This is a genomic window from Acidimicrobiales bacterium, assembly GCA_040219085.1.
Classification (GTDB): domain Bacteria; phylum Actinomycetota; class Acidimicrobiia; order Acidimicrobiales; family JAVJTC01; genus JAVJTC01.
Genome location: JAVJTC010000031.1, coordinates 38011 through 56372, shown reverse-complemented (window position 1 = coordinate 56372; position 18362 = coordinate 38011). Strand labels below are relative to the sequence as shown.

18 protein-coding genes are annotated in these 18362 nt (G+C 68.2%); 7 read left to right on the top strand and 11 right to left on the bottom strand.

The features are described 5' to 3' along the window. Positions 1-4: 4 nt before the first annotated feature. Both RIE08_13870 and RIE08_13865 read right to left on the bottom strand, forming a co-directional pair. Positions 5-769 carry an ABC transporter permease gene (locus tag RIE08_13870; GenBank protein ID MEQ8718693.1) on the bottom strand — a complete coding sequence of 255 codons (765 nt, stop codon included), beginning with the start codon at positions 767-769 and terminating at the stop codon, positions 5-7. 239 nt (positions 770-1008) lie between these two features. After that, the gene (locus RIE08_13865) at positions 1009-2130 is read right to left on the bottom strand and encodes an ABC transporter substrate-binding protein (protein MEQ8718692.1); all 1122 of its coding nucleotides are present in this window, start codon (positions 2128-2130) and stop codon (positions 1009-1011) included. A 331-nt stretch (positions 2131-2461) separates the two neighbouring features. Between RIE08_13865 and RIE08_13860 the strand changes: the two genes are divergently transcribed. Then, positions 2462-3109, top strand: coding sequence for a TenA family protein (locus RIE08_13860; GenBank protein ID MEQ8718691.1), 648 nt, complete (start codon positions 2462-2464; stop codon positions 3107-3109). A 20-nt stretch (positions 3110-3129) separates the two neighbouring features. Here RIE08_13860 and RIE08_13855 read toward each other — a convergent pair whose 3' ends face one another. Genes RIE08_13855 through RIE08_13825 form a run of 7 tightly spaced genes read right to left on the bottom strand, consistent with a single transcriptional unit; the run spans position 3130 to position 9959 of the window. Beyond that, a complete protein-coding gene (locus RIE08_13855; GenBank protein MEQ8718690.1) occupies positions 3130-3423 on the bottom strand; it encodes a thiamine-binding protein in 294 nt (97 codons plus the stop codon). Between the two features lie 44 nt (positions 3424-3467). Then, on the bottom strand, positions 3468-4460 hold the full coding sequence (locus RIE08_13850; GenBank protein MEQ8718689.1) for an LLM class flavin-dependent oxidoreductase: 993 nt from the start codon (positions 4458-4460) through the stop codon (positions 3468-3470). After that, positions 4457-5551 carry a M20/M25/M40 family metallo-hydrolase gene (locus tag RIE08_13845; GenBank protein ID MEQ8718688.1) on the bottom strand — a complete coding sequence of 365 codons (1095 nt, stop codon included), beginning with the start codon at positions 5549-5551 and terminating at the stop codon, positions 4457-4459. The genes RIE08_13850 and RIE08_13845 overlap by 4 nt, the downstream gene beginning before the upstream one ends. Continuing rightward, positions 5548-6744: a CoA transferase gene (locus tag RIE08_13840; protein MEQ8718687.1), complete on the bottom strand. Its 1197-nt coding sequence runs from the start codon at positions 6742-6744 to the stop codon at positions 5548-5550. The genes RIE08_13845 and RIE08_13840 overlap by 4 nt, the downstream gene beginning before the upstream one ends. Then, positions 6741-8351, bottom strand: coding sequence for a methylmalonyl-CoA mutase family protein (locus tag RIE08_13835; GenBank protein ID MEQ8718686.1), 1611 nt, complete (start codon positions 8349-8351; stop codon positions 6741-6743). The genes RIE08_13840 and RIE08_13835 overlap by 4 nt, the downstream gene beginning before the upstream one ends. Continuing rightward, on the bottom strand, positions 8341-8769 hold the full coding sequence (locus RIE08_13830) for a cobalamin B12-binding domain-containing protein (protein MEQ8718685.1): 429 nt from the start codon (positions 8767-8769) through the stop codon (positions 8341-8343). Before RIE08_13830 ends, RIE08_13835 begins: the two co-directional genes overlap by 11 nt. Continuing rightward, a complete protein-coding gene (locus RIE08_13825; protein ID MEQ8718684.1) occupies positions 8766-9959 on the bottom strand; it encodes a M20/M25/M40 family metallo-hydrolase in 1194 nt (397 codons plus the stop codon). Before RIE08_13825 ends, RIE08_13830 begins: the two co-directional genes overlap by 4 nt. A gap of 209 nt (positions 9960-10168) precedes the next feature. On the opposite strand from RIE08_13825, the gene RIE08_13820 reads away from it, so the two are divergent. After that, on the top strand, positions 10169-11275 hold the full coding sequence (locus tag RIE08_13820) for an NAD(P)-dependent alcohol dehydrogenase (GenBank protein ID MEQ8718683.1): 1107 nt from the start codon (positions 10169-10171) through the stop codon (positions 11273-11275). An 88-nt stretch (positions 11276-11363) separates the two neighbouring features. Then, entirely contained in the window at positions 11364-12197 is an 834-nt protein-coding gene (locus RIE08_13815; GenBank protein MEQ8718682.1) for an ABC transporter ATP-binding protein, read from the top strand. A 22-nt stretch (positions 12198-12219) separates the two neighbouring features. Here RIE08_13815 and RIE08_13810 read toward each other — a convergent pair whose 3' ends face one another. Continuing rightward, the gene (locus RIE08_13810) at positions 12220-13191 is read right to left on the bottom strand and encodes a hypothetical protein (protein ID MEQ8718681.1); all 972 of its coding nucleotides are present in this window, start codon (positions 13189-13191) and stop codon (positions 12220-12222) included. A gap of 8 nt (positions 13192-13199) precedes the next feature. Continuing rightward, positions 13200-13892 carry a GntR family transcriptional regulator gene (locus tag RIE08_13805; GenBank protein ID MEQ8718680.1) on the bottom strand — a complete coding sequence of 231 codons (693 nt, stop codon included), beginning with the start codon at positions 13890-13892 and terminating at the stop codon, positions 13200-13202. A 143-nt stretch (positions 13893-14035) separates the two neighbouring features. On the opposite strand from RIE08_13805, the gene RIE08_13800 reads away from it, so the two are divergent. From RIE08_13800 to RIE08_13785, 4 genes are all read left to right on the top strand, one after another. Further along, a complete protein-coding gene (locus tag RIE08_13800) occupies positions 14036-15496 on the top strand; it encodes an aminobutyraldehyde dehydrogenase (protein MEQ8718679.1) in 1461 nt (486 codons plus the stop codon). 112 nt (positions 15497-15608) lie between these two features. Beyond that, positions 15609-16547 (top strand): ferritin-like domain-containing protein, encoded by a 939-nt coding sequence (locus RIE08_13795; GenBank protein ID MEQ8718678.1) that lies wholly within the window; start codon positions 15609-15611, stop codon positions 16545-16547. A 29-nt stretch (positions 16548-16576) separates the two neighbouring features. Next, a complete protein-coding gene (locus tag RIE08_13790) occupies positions 16577-17509 on the top strand; it encodes a hypothetical protein (protein MEQ8718677.1) in 933 nt (310 codons plus the stop codon). After that, positions 17506-18339: a creatininase family protein gene (locus RIE08_13785; protein MEQ8718676.1), complete on the top strand. Its 834-nt coding sequence runs from the start codon at positions 17506-17508 to the stop codon at positions 18337-18339. Before RIE08_13790 ends, RIE08_13785 begins: the two co-directional genes overlap by 4 nt. The last annotated feature ends 23 nt before the right edge of the window (positions 18340-18362 follow it).

Here is an 18362-nt window from a genome sequence, read left to right as displayed (position 1 = left end):
TGGGTCAGTTGTTGGTCTTGTGGGCGCGTGATGCCGCGTACCAGGGGATGGTGAGGCGCTGGATCACCGAGACCAGCATGAACAGCGACACGCTCACGAGCGCTGTCACGCACACGGCTGCGAGCACGAGGTCGGTCCGGAACGAGTTCTTCTGCAACAGCATGAAGATGCCGAGGCCCTTCTTCGCGCCGACGTATTCAGCGAAGACGGCTCCCACCACCGCATAGGTGATCGAGATCCTGAGCCCGGAGAAGAACGACGGGAGCGCGCTCGGGAGCCGGACGTAGCGGAACACCTCCCAGCGGCTGGCACCCATCGACCCGAGCAGGTCCATGGCCTCGGCCTCAGCGGAGCGGAAGCCGTCGCTGAGCGCCACCGTGATGGGGAAGAAAGTCACCAGGATGACCACGATGATCTTCGGCAGCAGCCCGAAGCCGAACCAGATGATCATCAGCGGCGCGATCGCGATGATGGGCAGCGTCTGGGACGCGACGAGCACCGGGTACACGGCGCGGCGGATGATCTTCGAGAAGTCGATCGCGATGGCGAACAGGGACCCGATGGCGACCGACAGGCTGAAGCCGATGAAGGTCTCCTGGAGCGTCGGCTTCGTGTTCTCCCAGAGCTGGTCACGGAAACGCCAGCCCTGCTGCACCACCCGACCCGGCGAGGGCAGCGTCGACGGCCGGACGTCGTTGGTGACGACGTACCACTGCCAGAACCCGATGAGTGCCGCCACGAGGAGTAGCGGCGGAGTCAACAGCTTCACACCCCGCCACACCGCACTCCCGAGCCGCGCTGGGAGACTACGGCCGGCATGCGGTACGACCTCATGCGCTCCCGGCCCCGCGACGGCCGGCTCGGCTCCGGCATCCGCTCTGGTAACAGTCACGTTCCCTCCTCGGCGATGACGTGGCTCCCATGGTGACCCACCTGGACGTGTCGACGTGCGCCGACAGGTCCAGGTGGGCCCGCCGGGACCGGACAGGGCCCGATCCCGGCGATTGCTCAGCAGCCCAGGTAGGTCATGTCGAAGAACTCGGACCAGTCCGGCTCTTCGGTGAGGGCGTCGCCGCCCTCGTCGACGACGATGTTCGCGCCGTAGAGGAAGCCCGAGTAGGCGGCGAACTTGTCGAGTTCGATGCAACCCCAGGTCCCGTCGTCGGCCAGGAAGAACTCGTTGGCCATGAGCTCCTGGCTCTGGAAGACGAGTTCCTCCTCGTTGAAGACGCCGGGGTTGGCGTCGATGAGCATCTGGCCCGCCTCGGTCGGGTTCTCGGCGCCGAACTCGAAGCCCATCCGCGTTGCCTCGAGGAAACGTGACGCGAGGTCGGCGTTGTCGGCCAGGAAGTCCTCACCGGCCACGATGATGACCGAGTAGTGGTCCGGCACGCCGTAGTCGGCGTACTCGAAGTACTTGAGCGGCTGGCCGGTGATCTCGGCCTCGACGCCCTCCCACGTCTTGAATGGGATGACGAAATCAGCTGAGCCGTTGTAGACGGCCTCGTAGGCGGCGGTGTCGAGAACGACGCTGTCGAATTCGCCCTCGCCGCCGGCGGCCTGGATGACAGCCGTCATGACGGGCACCTCGAAGGGGCCTCCGAAGCCAGCGTAGAGAAGCCCGTCGAGATCGGCGGGCGAATTGAGGTCGTCGCGGTCACCGCGGACGGCAATCGCCTCTGCGGTGTGCTGGATCACAGCCGCAACGGCCTTGATGGGAACGCCGACCGGACGGGCGAGCGTGATGCTGTTCTGGAACGAGATGGCGAAGTCCGCCTGGCCCTCGGCGACGATCGTGTCACCGTTGCCGCCGGAATACGGCAGTACCTCCAACTCGATGCCGGCGTCGGCGTAGTAGCCCAGCTCGTCGGCGACGAAGAAGCCGGTGTGGTTCGTGTTGGGAACCCAGTCGAGCTGGAGCGTGACGGTCTCCATCTCCATCGGCTCGTCGCCGTCGTCAGCGGCACCGTCGTCGGACGCGGCACCGTCGTCGGATGCCGCGCCATCATCGGATGCCGCGCCGTCGTCACCTCCGGCACTCGTGTCGTCGTCGTCACCACATGCTGCGGCGATCAGGCCGAACACGAGTAGCAACGCAACCAGAAGTCTGAACCTTCGACTACGGACCATGGACTCTCTCCCTCTTCGCGTATGCGATCTCTGACCGACGCGTGGCCGGCGTCAACATCTTGGGCACCCGTCCGCCCGGTATCGGTCGGCGCTGTCCCGGGTCGGGCTGTCGGCCCCGGGCGAGCACTGGTGCCGAAGGTAGCGAGCGTGTTCACCCGGCGGATCACAGGGTTGTTCCATCTGCGGGAACGGAGCCTGTGGCGAATCTGACGACTCTCTGACAACGAGGACGCGTGGGTATTCCGGTCCCGGTCGACCGGCTTCATCGTCATGGCGCCTGCTCTTTGCACGACACCTCCCCCGGGTGGCCGAGCTGGGTAAGATCTTAGACATGAGATCTGGAACGAGCAAGGCGCCCGGCCTTCATGCGTTGCTGACCGAACGGGCCCGACCGTGGGTACATGCCAGAGCCGACTCGCCGGCGTTCCGGGGGATACTCACCGGGACGCTCGACCCGGCCGTGATGCGCCGCTGGATCGAACAGGATCATCTCTATCTCCACACGTACTCGCGGGTTCTCGCCCGGCTCGCCTCGTTGGCCCCGGACCGTCACCTCGCGACGTTGATCGACGGTGCGCACTACACGATCCACACCGAGGTCCGACAGATCCGGGAGCTGGCGGAGATCTTCGGCGCAGACCTCGGGACCGCGGAGATGGGCGAGGCCTGTCGCGGCTACACGGCCCACCTGGTCGACAACAGCGACACCCTCGAGACGGGGGTGGTCGCGGTCCTCCCCTGCATGGTGGGGTTCAGCGCCATAGGGCTCACCCTCGATCCGCCCACCGAGCCCCGCTACCGCCGCTGGATCGAGATGTACGCCTCCGGCGACTTCCAGGAGTACACCGCGCGTTTCGCCCGCATCGTCGACGACCTCGACATCGACGAGGCCGCTGCCATCGAGATCTTCGAGACGGGAATGGCCTTCGAGATGGCACTCTGGGACGACGCCGCGACCGCAACGGCGACCTCGCGCTGACTCGTGCGCTTGCGACCAGTTCACTCGCGGAACTTCGCCGTGAGGCCGTCCATCGAGATCGGTTCGCGTCCGAGGTAGATCCGGATCTGGGAGATCACCGAAGTCGCTCCCCGCTCGACGACGATCTCGTTCATCCGCCGGGCCAGCTCGACGAGCGTGTCGAGATCACCCTCCACCGTCGTGCCGAGCGCGCCCACCTCATAGGGCAGTCCCGACCCTTCGACCAGGGCGATGGCCGCCTCGACTGCGGGATAGAGATCCTCGAGGTCCTCGACCTTGGGAATGATCTGGATGTTCATCAATGCGTTGGTCACCGGTCCGCTCCTGTCGTCGTGGTTTCCGTGTCCCGGCTGGTCGGTCAGCGCAGCGCCCGCCAGCACTCGTCGAACGCCTCGACGGTCGCGAACCTGTCCTCGCCGAGCGGGAACACGTTGATCGAGTCGACCCCGGTCTCTGCCAGCGCCTGTAGCTGACCGGTCACGAGCTCCCGCCCTCCGGCGAGCGCCATCTTCTGGACGAACTCGACCGGCAACAGAGCGGCTGCCTCGGCCGCCTCCTGGAACTCCCCACCCGTGTAGCGCTCACGCACGGCCTGAACGATCCGGGGGTCGAGGCCCACCAGCTCGCAGTAGTGCGGTGACGTCTGGGGAAACCATGCGGCGATCGAACGGGCGCCCTCGACGGCGGCTGCCTCGTCCTCGTCGATCACCCCGTAGGCGAAGATCGCCACCTGGGGACGCGGCCGACCGGCTGTCCGTGCGCCAGCATCGATCTGCGTGAGCGCCCACCTCACCACGGAGGGGTCGAGGCCACACAGCAGGATCACCCCGTCGGCCACCCGCCCGGCCAGTTCGAGGGTCTTCGGTCCACTGGCCGAAACGAAGATCGGAACGTCGGGGCGGGTCGGAAACCGTAGGTGCGCGTCGACGAGATCGAAGCCGGGCGCTGAGACGTCGACGTCTTCGCCCGCCATCAACGAACGGATCGCATGTATTGACGCCTCGAGGACCGCGAGGCGCGCCGGCTTCATCCCGAGGGCCACCAACGGCCGGTCACCGGCTCCGATCCCGAGAATCGCCCTGCCGCCGGAGACCTCGTCGAGCGTCGCCGCGGCGACCGCGGTCAGAGCGGGGTGGCGACTGACCGGATTCGTCACGGCCGTACCGACGACGAGCCGCTCCGTGGCCGCCGCAGCGAGGGCAAGTAGCTGGTACGGATCTCGTGCGTGCAAGGACGACTCCGTCATCCACAGGTGGTCGAACCCCTGGGACTCCATACGGCGTGCGAAGTCGACGAGATCGGGAGGCGAGTCGACCCCCTGGAGCACGACTCCTCGGGCGACGTCGGTCATGTCGTTCTCCTCAGGTAAGTGGTGATGGTCGCGGCCAGCACGCTCAGGCCGCGCCCGAGGGGCGCCGTCTCTATCCACTCGTCAGGGGTGTGTTCCCCGCCGCCGCGTGTCACGCCCAGCGCGATGGCGGGCACGCCGACCGGGTGGGCGGCGTTCGCGTCGGTGCTCGCGGCCGTCAGCTCCCCGACGATTCCTGCAGCGTCCAGAGCCTCGAGCGCGGCGAGGACGAGTGGATGAGTTGGATCGATCGCACCTGCCGGGCGGTCACCCAGCGACTCGACCTCGATGGCGAAATCACCTGCGGCCGCCGCCACCGTGGACTCGAGTGTCGCCACGAGCTCGTCGAGCGCGGCTTGGGACTCAGCTCGCAGATCGACGTCGAACCAGGCGTGATCGGCACGGGCGTTGATCGCCGTTCCGCCGCCGATCCGTCCGACGTTGACCGCCGTGCGCGCGTCGATGGGCCGTTGCGCAGAGTCGAGCGTGGCAACAACCCGTGCGACGCCGTGAACTGCACTGGGAGCCTCGGAGGCCTCCCATGCGTGGCCACCGGGGCCGCGGAGGGTCACCCTGCGACGGACGGACCCGACAGCGGTCGAACAGACACGCCCGAGCCAGTTCCCCTCCAGCGCGATCACAGCTCCGATCTCGACTGGCGGAGCGGACAGAGCATGGCGGATCCCGGTGAGGTTCCCGAGGCCCTCCTCACCGACCGTGGCCAGGACCCACACCGGTCCCCCGGGGTCTGGTGGCAACAGAGCGTCGAGTGCGCCGAGGGCGGCGACCGCGACGCTGTCGTCGCCGACCGAGGGACCGAAGAGGTGGCCGTCGCGTTCCACGACACTGTGGTCGAAATCGGCAGAGAACACCGTGTCGAGATGGGCTGCGACGACGACTGCCGGTCCGTCGCCCGGCCGGACCCGCGCCCAGACGTTGCCGACGGCGTCGACATCGACCTCGGCGGCCCACTCGGCCCACCACCCCGACACCAGCGCTGCGCGGTCCCCCTCATGGAAGGACGGTGCGGGAGTCTGCGCCAGCACGCGCGTACGGTCGAGGACCTCGGCGACGAGTGTGTCGGGGGCGCTCACCGGAGCCCGCCCGCCGCGCAGATCCGGTCGACGACAGCCGTGTCGACCCCGGCGTCGGTGAGCACCGCACGGGTGTCCGCCCCGAGCGCAGGTGCCGGGCCGAGGTGCGGCCTGTTCCCACCCAGCCGGAACGGGACCTCCACGTGGGGACCCTGCGCTGATCCGTCCGGCGCCCTGAGTTGCCCCAGGGCGGCGACCTGTTCGGATGCCAGCAGGTCGGGAAGCGATCGAACCGTTCCCGCTGGAACGCCGGCCGCGTCGAGCTGAACGAGCCAGTCGGCGACGTCACGGCGGGCGAGCACAGCCTCGATCTCGGCGGTGAGCTCGTCGCGGTGGGCGACGCGGGTCGCGTTGTCGACGAAGCGCGGGTCGTCGACGAGGTCCGCGCGTTCGAGCACCTCACAGAGCAGCGGCCAGAGCCGGTCGCTACCGGCACCGGCGAGGACGAGGTACCCGTCACCTGCGGCGAAGGCCCCGTAGGGAGCGAACGTCGGCGAGTGCGTGCCGAGCAGCGGGGGCGCGACCCCGGTTGCAACCACGTCGGGGGTCAGCGTGGTCAGACCTGCGAGGGCGAACTCGAGAAGCGACGAGGAGACCTCACCACCGATGCCGGTCGACGCCCGCTGCGAGTGAGCGGCGAGGATCGCGATCACGACCGCGAGACCGGCGCCGACGTCGAGGACCGGCGCTCCGACCTTCACGGGTCCGGACTCGGGGCTGCCTGTCACGGCCATGAGTCCGCTCGCAGCCTGCACGATCAGGTCGAAACCTCCCCGGGTGGCATCGGGGCCGACATCGCCGAACGCCGAGATCGCGGCGTAGACGAGGTGCGGGTGACGTTCGTGGACGGCTGCGAAGTCGAGGCCGTGTCGGGCGAGGCTCCCGGGTCGCGCGTTGTGGACCAGGAAGTCACCGCCGGCCAGGAGTGCCTCGAGCGCCTGGGACCCGTCCGGTTCGCGGAAGTCGAGGACCACGCTGCGCTTCGCACGGTTCAGCGATTCGAACAGGGTCGAACCGGTCTCGGTCTTGACCGCGCCCTGGCCGCGATAGGAGTCGCCACCGGGTGGAACCTCGATCTTGAGGACCTCAGCGCCGAGAGCCGCCAGGAGCATCGTCGCGTACGAACCCGCCACGAAGCGCGTCAGGTCCACCACCTTCGTTCCGGCCAGCGGCGTCGCCATCGTGTCGCTCACCACGGCGGCGGCTCGTCATAGGTACCGAACACATCGCACAGGACATCGGACAGCTCGCCGAGGGTCGCTCCGATCCGGGCGGCATCCACGAGTGACGGCATCACGTTGTCGTCACCGGACGCAGCCGCGCGCACCGTGGCAAGGGCTGCTCCCACCGCCTCGTCGTCGCGGCTGTCGAGGTGCGTACGCAGGCGCGCGATCTGGCGCTCGTAGCCGGATTCATCGAGTTCGAACAGGGTCAGCTCGGGGGGTTCGGTGTCGTCCGTGTAGCTGTTCACCCCGACCTTCACACTCGTGCCATCGGAGATGGCCCGCTCGGTGCGGTACGCACTCTCGGCAATCCACCGCTGGGGTGCACCGGCCTCGATCGCGCTGACCGCTCCGCCGAGGTCGTCGATCGTCTCGATGAGGCGCGTCGCCCGTTCCTCGATCTCGTCGGTCAGGGCCTCGACGTGGAAGGACCCGGCGAGCGGGTCCACGGTCCGGGCGACGCCGGACTCGTGGGCGACGATCTGTTGGGTACGCAGGGCGAGGGTCACCGCCTCGTCGCTCGGGATGGCCAGCGCCTCGTCGTACCCCATGACGTGGATGCTCTGAGCGCCCCCGAGGACGGCGCCCAGGCACTGGATGGTCGCGCGCACCACGTTGTTCATGGGTTGTTGAGCGGTGAGCGTCGCTCCCGAGCATCCGGAGAAGAACCGGAGCCGCATCGACTCGGACAGCGTCGCGCCGAAGCGGTCCTTGGCGATGCCGGCCCAGAGGCGACGGGCTGCCCTGAGCTTGGCGACCTCCTCGAAGAGGTCCAGCGTCGTCGAGAAATGGAACGACAGCCGGGGGGCGAAGTCGTCGAAGTCGAGACCCCGCTCACACAGCGCCGAGGCGTAGGCGATCGCGTCCGACATCGTGAAGGCCAGTTCCTGGATGGCGTCGCAGCCCGCCTCGCGTGCGTGGTAACCGGTGATGGAGATCGGGTTGAAACGCGGGAGCTCGGCCGTGCAGTACTCGACGACGTCGGCCACGAGGCGGATCGACGGCTGAGGCGGATAGATGAACGTCTTGCGGGCCAGGAACTCCTTGAGGATGTCGTTCTGGAGCGTTCCGGCGAGGTCCCTTCGCGCGACCCCCTGGCGCTCGGCTGCGACGAGGTAGAAGGCCAAGATGATCGGGGCGGTGGCGTTGATCGTGAAGTTGACCGACAGCTCGTCGAGCGGGAGCCCGTCGAACACCGCCGCCATGTCACCGGCGGAGTCGATGGCCACGCCCACCCTGCCCACCTCGGGCGCTGCGATCGGATCGGTCGAGTCGTAGCCGAGCTGCGTCGGAAGGTCGAACGCTACCGACAGGGCGGTCTGGCCCTGTGCGAGCAGGTAGCGATAGCGCTCATTCGTGTCCTCGGCGGATCCGTAGCCGGCGTACTGGCGCATCGTCCAGAGCCGCTCCCGGTACATCGCCTCGTAGGGACCGCGGGTGAACGGTGGCTCTCCGGGCCGTCCGAGGCGCGCCACGAACGCGTCCGGGTCACCGAGGTCCCCGGGGCCGTACAGGGCGCGCACCTCGATCCCGGAGTCGGTGGTGACCGCGTCACGCGGGCGAGGGTCAGTCGTCATCGCCATCTCCGTCGTGGGCGTCGCGAGCCAGCGAGATGACGGCCTCGACGACATCGTCGATGTCGGATCCGGCGGGGAAGACGGCCGTCACCCCCATCTCGCGCAGTTTGCGGGCGTCGCGGGGTGGCACGGTGCCACCGATGACGATCGGCACGTCGTCGAGGCCCTCGCGACTGCGCGCCTCGAGCAGCTGCGCTGCCAGGGTGATGTGGGCACCGGAGAGCACCGACACTCCGATCACGTCGACGTCCTCTTGGAGCGTCGCCTCCATGATGCGCTCCGCAGAGCACCGCAGTCCCAGGTAGACGACCTCGCAACCGGCCTCCCGCAACGCGAGGGCGACGACCTTCGCGCCGCGATCGTGTCCGTCGAGACCGGGCTTCGCGACGAGCACGCGAGGCGGCCGGTCAGCGCTCACGTCGCTGCGCTGAGTGCGAGTGCCGAGAAGACCGCGTAGACCCTGGTCGCCTCCGCGATGTCGTCGACCGAGAGGTTCTCGTCGGCGCAGTAGACCGGCTCACCACCGGGGCCGAAGATCACGGTCGGGATGTCCGCTCCGAACGACGCCGTATCACCCAGCCATCCGGCGGCCATCAGCTCGGGTTCGGTGCCGCGCACCTGCCGGACGGCTTCGACCATGGTCTGCACCACCGCGGACTCGGGGTCGGCGACGTAGGGGTTCTTGACGTCGACGAGCTCGACCTCGGCTCTGAATCGCTCGTCGCGCTCACGTGCCGCCTCCAGGCAGCGGTCGATCTCCGCGCGCACGGTCTCGACGCTGACACCGGGTTGGGGCCGGCAGTCGACCCGGATGACGCACTCGTCGGGGATCATCGAGGGGCCGCCGGGCGGAAGACCGCCGTACACGCGCCCGGGCGCCATCATGGTCTCGGGCCCGAACAGAGCCGCTGTCCGCTCGTCGAGCGGCGGCTCGAGGTGCGACGCGTCCAGCTCGAGGATGGCGTGCGCCGCGAGCGCGTTCGCATTGATCGCGTGGTGCTTGTGGCAGGTGTGAGCCGAACGGCCCTGTGCGGTGACGTCGAAGTAGTAGCGACCACGGTGACCGAGAAAGATCTCGTTGTCCGAGAGCTCCCCGAGCACACAGAAGTCCGCGCCATGTGACTCGAAGTAGCGGATGCTGCCCATCTGGTCGCCCATGTGGTCGCTGACCGCAGCCATGGCGAGCGTCCCGCTCACGGGCAGCCCACATGAGCGCACGGCCTCCATGGCGACGATCTTGCAGGCCAGGGCCGCCTTCATGTCCATGATTCCGTGGCCGTAGACCCGACCGTCGATCAGGTCGCCGGAGAACGGTTCCGACCTGGACCAGCCGATCGACACAGGCTTGGTGTCCATGTGACCCGTCAGCACGACACGCGGACCGGGACCGAAGTCCATCTCGCCGATGGCGTTGGGGCGATCAGGCAGAACGGGTTGGAGCTCCACCGCCTCGAAGCCCGACTCGGTCATGACGTCGGCGAGAAGCTTCGCCAGCGGTCCTTCCTCACCGAGAATGCTGGGGACCCGACAGACCTCGCGGGTGAGTTCGACGGCGCGATCGATGTCGACCGCGTTCAGGACCGATGCTGCGATCTCGGCTGGATCCACGCGTTCCCTCTCTGATGGTCGGGGTTGCTGGGTGGCCTCGCGACGCGGCGCCGACCCACCTACCGATATCTGGTATCTTAGATTTCGAGTTCCCCATGTCAAACGGAAACGGCCGAGACCCCGTCGAACGGGACCAGCCTGGGACCATGTAGACCGGGGAGAACAGCGCCGTCTCGAGCGGCATACGGATCGGACCAGCGGAGGTACCCGTGGAGACGACGACCGCAGCAGTCGTGCGTGATGCCGGAGGCGAGTTCCAGCTCGAGGAGCTCACGCTCGACGAGTTGCGACCCCACGAGATCCTTGTCAAGGTGGCCGGCGCGGGAATCTGCCACACCGACATCGTCTGTCGTGATCAGTGGTTCCCGGTTCCGCTACCCCTGGTCCTGGGCCACGAAGGCTCGGGGATCGTCGAGAAGGTCGGCTCGGACGTGACGCTGGTCGCCGAAGGCGACCACGTCGTGATGAGCATGCATTCCTGCGGCGTGTGCGAGTTCTGTCGCACCGCACCACCGGGGTACTGCGTCGGGCACTACGACCTCAATTTCGGGGGACGACGCCCGGACGGCTCGGCCACGCTGCACAACGGCGACGAGGAGATCAACGCCCACTTCTTCGCACAGTCCTCTCTCGCGACGCGGGCGATCGCCACCGAACGCAACGTCGTGAAGGTCCGCGACGACGTACCTCTCGAACTCCTCGGACCTCTCGGCTGCGGCATCCAGACCGGCGCCGGCTCGGTCATCAACTCCCTCGGCGTGGAGGTCGGCACCTCGATCGCCGTGTTCGGTACGGGCGCAGTCGGGCTCAGCGCGATCATGGCCGCCGTAGTGTCCGGCGCCACCCGGATCATCGGCGTCGACGTCCACCCCGAGCGCCTCGCCCTCGCCACCGAACTCGGCGCCACCGACGTCGTCAACGGGCGCGACACCGACGCCAGGGACGCCATCCTGGAGCTGACCGGCGGGCGTGGCGTCGACTATTCACTCGAGACCACGGCCGTTCCCGCGGTGGCCCGCCAGGCCGTCGAATGCCTCGCTCTGCTCGGCACCTGTGGGCTCGTCGGAGTCCCCCCGGCCGGCACCGAACTCCAACTCGACTTCCACAGCGTCCTGTTCGGCCGTTTCGTCCGGGGCATCATCGGCGGCGACGCCCGGGCACAGCTGTTCATCCCCAAGCTGATCGAGCTGTGGTCCCAGGGCCGTTTCCCCTTCGACCGGCTCATCCGCACCTACCCCCTGTCGGAGATCAACACCGCAGCCCACGATGCCGAGTCCGGTGCGACGGTGAAGCCCGTCATCGACATGTCCGCCTGAGACTGTTCCCCTACGGGAAGTGATGCCGAGATCTGAGATCTCACACCGTCGCTGCTAGGTTCCGGGAATGACCGAGGAGGGTCGGCCGATGAACGCTGCCACAGTCCAAGACCACACGCCGGCCTCGAAGCACGCCTTCGAACTGCGCAACGTCGCCAAGAGCTTCGCGACGAAAAAGGGCCGACTACCGGTCCTGCACTCCATCGACCTGCATGCCGGCACCGGCGAGTTCATCAGCATCATCGGACCCAGCGGCTGCGGCAAGAGCACGATGTTCAAGCTCATCGCCGGGCTCGACCTCCCCACGAGCGGCGACATCTTCGTCGACGGCAAGCAGGCGGTGGGGCACCCCGAGGACTTCGCATACATGCCCCAGAAAGACCTTCTCTTTCCTTGGCGGACGGTCCTCGACAACACGACCCTGGGGCTCGAGGTCCAGGGGATGTCCCGGCGCGAGGCGCGGGCGAAGGCCCGACCGCTCTTCGAGACTTTCGGTATCGGCGGTTTCGAGGACGCCTACCCGTGGCAACTCTCGGGCGGCATGCGCCAGCGCGCGGCGCTGCTGCGGACCGTCGTGCAGGACCGGCCGGTTCTCCTCCTCGACGAGCCGTTCGGCGCACTCGACTCGCTCACGCGCGTCGAGATGCAGGAGTGGCTGACGACGGTATGGGAGCAGTTCCGGTGGACCGTCGTGCTCATCACCCACGACATCCGTGAGGCGATCTTCCTCTCGGACAGGGTCTACGCGCTCACGGCACGGCCAGCGGCTGTGCGCACCGCCTACGAGATCGAACTCGAACGGCCGCGTCAACTCGACGTCGTGACCGACCCGCGTTTCGTCCAGTTGGAGGCGCAACTCCTCGCCGCCCTGCGCGAGGAAGCCACCCGCTCCCATCAACAGGACGACATCCGCTCGGGCTGAGCGCCCTCGACCGGAGGTGCCCTCAGCGGCCACCCATGAGACCGATGGCATCGACGGGAACCCCGTCGAGTGACAGCGTCGCATCGCGCATCACACAATCGAGGTGGGCCACCGCGGCCACGCGACCGCCGTAGGCGATCGAGTTGCCCAGGGCGATGTGTGCGGTACCGAGCGACGACTCCGTCTCCATGGCGACGTCACAGACGTGGCCCGCCGGGTTCAGCCCGAGGGAGATCTCGGCGAAGTTCACCATTCGATCATCCGAGCAGCGCTCGATCATCGCGGTGAGGCGGTCACTCTCGGGGCCGTCGACTCGGACGAGACGACCCTCGTCGAAGGTCAACACGACCGGCTCGGGCAGCGGTCCGACCCCCATGAAGAGCAGGTCGGCGTCGATCACCGCGACACCGTGGGTCGTGCCCTCCACCGGTGCGGTACCGGCCTCGATGTCGGGCGGCGCCATGTAGTCTCCCGGCAGTCGACAGATCCCATGGAGAACCCGCCCCGGTCTCCCGGTCACAGAACCGTGCAGGGATGTCCCCGCCGGAGTCGTGAGCGTGAACGACGACGCCGCGGTCCACAGCTCACCGATCTGTTCGGCGGAGGCCCGCAGTTCGTCGAAGTCGACCGCGAGGGGACCGTCCGGGCGGAAGGTGTCGAGGCGGACCCCGGGCATCGCCAGATAGCGGACGCCGACCTCGTTCGCGCGACGCCGAGCCTGGTTCGATCCGATGAAGACCGACGTCAACTCGATGACGGCGTCGCACGCCGCCATGGCCGCCGCGACCGACCGGGGGACCTCCGAGCCGGGAATCACAGCCCGTGGCATCGCGACGACCACGGGCGTGCAGCCCCGAGCGGACAGTCCCAGGGTCAGCAGATCGACGACCCGACGGTCGGTGTCGTCGTCCACGAGAAGGACGACGTGTTCACCTGACGAGACCCCGAGGCAACGACCGAGGACGTTCTCGAGCGTGGCCTCAGCCGGTGTCATCGAAACCGTCAGGAATCAGGGGAATCAGGCGGGGAGAACGTGTTGCTCCGAAGGTACAACGCGAGCACGCGCTCGATGTGAGCCTCGAGAAGGTTGGCGGCCCGTTCGCCATCTCCGTCGGCAAGCGCGTCGACGACCTCGAGATGCTCGGCCGTCGAGTCCTCCACCGTGCCGGCGTCGGAGCCGCTGATGGACCGCAGTCGGTCCAGCGGGCCGAGCAGCGCCGCGTAGCTACGCGTCAACCAGGGATTCGCCGCCAGACCGACCAGTTCGGAGTGGAAGTCCCCGATCCGACGCAGGGCGTCGGAATGATCGCCGGCCGCCTCGGCAGAGGCACCCTCGTTGGCGAGGCCGCGGAGCCGATCGAGGTCCTCGGTCGAGGCGGTCTTCGCCACCCGGCGCACCGCCGCCAGCTCGAGCACGATCCTCAACTCGAGTAGGTCCCGGGCATCCTCGCCACGAGACGCGGCGGCGAAAGTACCCTTGAACGGGATGGTCTCGACCAGGCCCTCCTGCTCGAGGCGCGTCAGTGCGTGACGGATGGGCGTCTTGGAGATCCCGAGCTGCGAGACGAGCCAGTTCTCCGAGATCGACGTACCGGGCGGCAAGGTGAGGTCGGTCAGTGCCTCACGGATCGCCTCGTAGGCCACGTCTTTGAGATGTGAGGACTGGAGTGTCCGCAGTGCCTGTCCTTCGGCCATCGCTGCTGCTCCTCCTCGTCGACGACACACCGCACGGTGACGGGTCGCGCCCCCCGGCGTGCTGCGATCTCTAATCTGAGATCTTAGACATGGCTGGGCAGCACCACAATCACCCGGCACCACCACATCACCCGGAGACGACGATGGCCGACACCCAGAACGCACCAGAGTTGACCCTACCCCCGCCAGGACACTGGATCGAAGGTATCCACGTGGACGCGGTGAGCGGTGGACGCCGCGAGCTCATCGATCCCGCCTCCGGCGAGGTGGCGGGCGTGGTCGCCGAAGGCGACGCCCGCGATGTCGACAGGGCGGTCGCGGCAGCTCGGCGGGCCCTGCCGGGTTGGGCGGCGACGACGCCTGCGGACCGGGCCCTGGCGCTTCTGCGACTCGCCGACAGGATCGAAGAACACAGCTCGGCGCTCGCGGCCGTCGAAGCAGCCAACACAGGGAAGCCCCTGGCGGCAGCAGAAGCGGAGATCCCTTTCGTCGTCGACAACCTCCGGTTCTTCGCTGGGGCCGCCCGGACGCCTTCGGCGCAGGCCGCCGGCGAGTACGCCGAGGGTTACACGTCCATGCTGCGACGCGAACCCGTCGGCGTCGTGGCGGCGATCGCACCGTGGAACTACCCCCTGATGATGGCGGCGTGGAAGATCGGGCCCGCGCTCGCCGCGGGAAACCCCGTGGTGCTCAAGCCCGCGGAGCTCACGCCTCTCACCGCGCTGATGCTCGGAGAACTCGCGAGTGATCTGTTCCCCCCCGGCGTCTTCGCCGTGGTCACCGGCGACGGCGAAGGGGTCGGCGCGGCCCTGGTCGGTCATCGCGATGTCGCGATGATCACCCTGACGGGCGAGGTCTCGACGGGACAGACCATCGCGACAGCGGCCGCCCGTCGCCTCGCCCGGACCCACCTCGAACTCGGCGGCAAGGCCCCGATGCTCGTCTTCGACGATGCCGACCCGGCGGTCGTCGCGTCGGTCGCGGCGATGTGCGGATTCGGCAACACCGGACAGGACTGCACCGCAGCATGTCGTCTCCTCGTCAGCCCCCGCATCCACGACGAGGTGGTCGATGCGGTGACCGCAGCCGCCGAGGCCGTCCGTGTCGGCGGGCCGTTCGAACCCGACGTCGACGTCGGACCACTCATCTCCTCGGAACACCGCGACCGCGTCAGCGGATTCGTCGAGCGCGCACGCGCCGCCGGGGCTCAGGTCACGACCGGTGCCACGACGACCGGGCGTGACGGCTGGTTCTTCGCACCGACGGTGTTCGTGGGCGCGGCCCAGGACGCCGAGATCGTCCAGAGCGAGGTCTTCGGGCCGGTCGTGACGATCCAACAGGTCGACGACGCGAACATGGTCGACGTCGCCCAGGACGTGCGCTACTCGCTGGCAGCGAGCGTCTGGACACGTGACGTCAGCCGCGCCATGGGACTCGCGCGGGAGCTCCATGTGGGAACGGTCTGGATCAACGACCACTTCCCGCTGGTGTCGGAGATGCCCCACGGAGGTTTCGGCATGTCCGGGCACGGCAAGGACCTCTCTACCGCCGCACTCGACGCGTACTCCGATCTCAAGCATGTCATCGTCAACCTGAACCGGTGAGTCGACGGTGCAACGGCTGGGGGACCGCGTGCACAGGCGCGGCTCTTGCCCCGCCTCGGGTACCGGGATAGCGTGTGAGATCTCAGATCTCAGTTCTGAAGGGGGACAGCCGATGAGCTACACCTACGCGCCGACCGGCACGGGACGACCCCACGCCGTGCTCGACATCCCCGACCGGCATCTCCCCCTCGACCTGGACAACGGTGTCCCGGGGATCCGTGAGCTGTACCGCAAGGCGAAGCGCACCGAGTGGAACCCCGCGACCGACGTGTCGTGGGAGCTGCTCGACCTGGATCAGTACGACGACGAGCAGCTCTTCGCCGCTCGCCAGTACTGGTCCCGTCGGGCATGGGGCGAGTACGGCGCGATCTCCGAGAGCCCCGCGCTGCTGCTGCGCTACACGAAGGAGCACCGCGAGGCCGATCTCGCGCTGTTCTGGACCATCCGCACACAAGAGGAGGTGCGCCACGCCGACGTCTGCCGCCGGATGGCCGACGCCCTCGGCGGCTACCTCCCCGAACCGGTGACCAAGGACCTCGAAGGGTCGGTCGCCACGCACGGTGTGCGCGGGATGAGCTTCGACGCGGACACACCACTCGAGGCGCTGATCGCGGCGCTGATCTGTTGCGCCGAGGTCATCGCCTTCGACGTGTTCCGGGCACTCATCAAGATCACCCCGGACCCGGTGGCGAAACAGGTCCTCCAGTTGATCTTCCGTGACGAGGTCCGCCACTGCGAGTTCGGCTGGCAGTACATGGAACACCGGGTTCCCGACATGTCCCGCGCCGAACTCGACGTCGTCCGCGACAAGGTCATCTGGATGATGGAGGAGGTCGAGCTCAAGGGGTACCACTCGAGTTGGCTCGCGCCGGACCCCGACATCTCCGAGATCACCGCCGACCGCATCGTGTACGAAGCCGGCCTCGGCGCGACGGTCGAGGAGATCGAGAAGCCGGTCCTCGTCAAGTCGGTCGCCGGCATCCGCGACCGGATGCGGGGCTGGGGCGTCGAATTGCCCGAGTTCTCCCACCCCAGAATCGGCCGGTTCTAGGCAACCGCCGGACCGGGACAGGAGTTGCCATGACCGCGTCGGCCGAGACAACCGCACTCGACCTCACCCGCCCGTTCCGGCTCGGAACCGAGCAGCGCTTCCCGCTCGACCTGACGTCGTCGAGCGCGACGGTCTGGGACGCCTATGAGACCGCGCTGCGCGAGGTGTGGGACCCCGAGGACGAGGCACTCTGGAAGGGCTTCGACGTCGCCACGTACGACGAGGCGACGCGCGCTGGTGGCGCTCTCGTCTGGAGCCACCTCGCGTGGATCGAGTTCCCAGCGATCGCGGAATCCGAGGCGGTGCTCATCCGGGCCTGCCTCGAACCCGGCGTCGACATCGACCTCAAGTACTGCCTGTCGATGCGCGCGGTCGAACGGGCACGCTCCACCGATCTGGCCCACATGGTGGCCGCTCGACTGGATCACTACGAGTCCGAACCGACTGGCACCGGGCTGGCCGGCCTGCTCGACGACGAACTCGTCCGTCGAGCCCTGCACGTCGACTCCGATCTCGACGCCTACATCGCAGCGCATCTCGGAGCCCAGGCGACCGTGGACCTGCGGATGTGGGAGGCCGCGGCAGCCAACGCCCGGGAGCCGCTGGCCGGGCTCATCGGCCTCGTCGTGCGCGACAAGGCCCGCATGCTCGAGGTCGCGTGGACCCACCTGGCCGAGACGATCCCCGGCCGCACCGAAGCGGACCGGCGGGCCATCGCCGCCGCAGTCGAGTACGTCATCGTGGAGGAGGAGCTGAGGGGGCGGCGCGTCCCTGCGCTGCTCGCAGCGGGTACCGACCGCGACGGCCTGATGACCGCCCACTCTGTCGCCGCGACCGCCGGCCTCGCCGGCGTCACCGAGGCGGAGCAACTGGACGCGGTGGAGTCCGCACTGACCGAGGTCGCCGCACGCCTCGCGGATCTGGACATCGTGATTGCGCCCGTCACCGTCGCAGGCCGATGAGCGGCGACGGCCTCGTCCTCACCGACCTCACATGGGAGGAGACCGCCCGTCTCGCCCGGGCCGATGCCGTCGTGATCGTGCCGGTGGGCACGGTCGAACAACACGGACCCCATCTCCCGCTCGACACGGACAACCGCATCGCCGAGGGCTTCGCCCATGCTGCCGCAGCCGCCTGCGCGCCGGGCACGGCCGTGGTCGGACCGACGGTCCCGTTCGGACTGAGCCAGCACCTCGCCGACTTCCCGGGCGCCGTCTACCACACCACCGCCACGCTCATCACCGTGCTGAGCGAGGTGTATTCCTCCTACGCACGCTCAGGGTTCCGGCGGGTCCTCGCCGTCAACGGACACGGGTCGAATGTCGCACCGCTCGACCTCGCCTCCCGTGAAGCCCTCTTCGCCCATCCGCGCCACCTCTTCGCGTCCGTGTCGTGGTGGGAACTGGGCGATGTGCGCGAGGTGGCTGTGGAACAGGGCCCCGACACACCCGCCAGTCACGCCTGCGCGTTCGAGACCTCGCTGATGTTGGCGCTCGCGCCCGACGTCGTCCACACAGACCGCTTCGAACCCGGCGAGGAGTTCCCGACGTCCCCACACATCTGGCGCGACACGCTCGGCCGGCTCCCCGACCCGACCTATCGGCGACCGATCCATGTCACCGAGCCATGGAGCGGTTGGTCCCGCAACGGCGTGCGCGGTGATCCGAGAGGCGCTACCGCGGAACTCGGCCGGGCCATGCTCGACGCCGGCGGAGTCGAGCTGGCGACGATCGTCGCCGAGCTGCGCGCGAGACCGCTGCTCGAGGCCCGCGTGGTCGACGGCACGTCATGACCTGTTCGACGACGGTGCCCGCC